The sequence below is a fragment of the Veillonella parvula genome, from assembly GCF_001553335.1.
Taxonomy (GTDB): Bacteria; Bacillota; Negativicutes; order Veillonellales; family Veillonellaceae; genus Veillonella; species Veillonella parvula_S.
On the sequence record NZ_KQ960797.1, the window covers coordinates 1 to 621 of the forward strand.

Here is a 621-nt window from a genome sequence, read left to right on the forward strand (position 1 = left end):
AGGACTTGAAAGGTTTGAACAGCGTAACTACCGGCGATACTGTTATGAACAGTGATGGACTGACTATCACTGGCGGTCCTAAGATTGTTAAGGACGGCATCGATGCAGGCAGTAAGAAGATTACTAATGTAGCGGCTGGTACTGACAATACGGATGCAGTTAACTTTGGTCAATTGAAAGACGCTATCGCTGCAGGTAAAACTATCCTTAAAGACGGTAAAAATACGACCGTTGAAGGCGATGGTTCCGCTAATAATCCATACAAAGTTAACGTAAATGACGATCTAGTGCTTGGTAAGAAGGGCGCTGACGGCAAAGACGGCTCCATCGGAGTTAACGGTAAAGACGGCTCCGCTGTTGTTATCAATGGTAAAGACGGCTCTATCGGCTTGAATGGTAAAGATGGTGCTAACGGCATCTCCATTAAAGGTGGCGACGGTAAACCTGGCGTTGACGGTACAAACATCACTCGTCTCGTTATCGAAGAAAAGAATGGCGACAAACATGATGTTGCAACATTGGATGACGGCATGAAATATGGCGGTGATACAGGTGCTGTTATCAAGAAGAAACTTAACGAACAAGTGAATGTAGTCGGTGGCATTACTGATGTAAACAAAT

General features: G+C 44.6%; 1 pseudogene. It reads left to right on the plus strand.

Annotated features, from left to right (window positions below):
- Positions 1–621: pseudogene (locus tag HMPREF1865_RS06185) on the plus strand (ESPR-type extended signal peptide-containing protein); the annotation flags it as partial.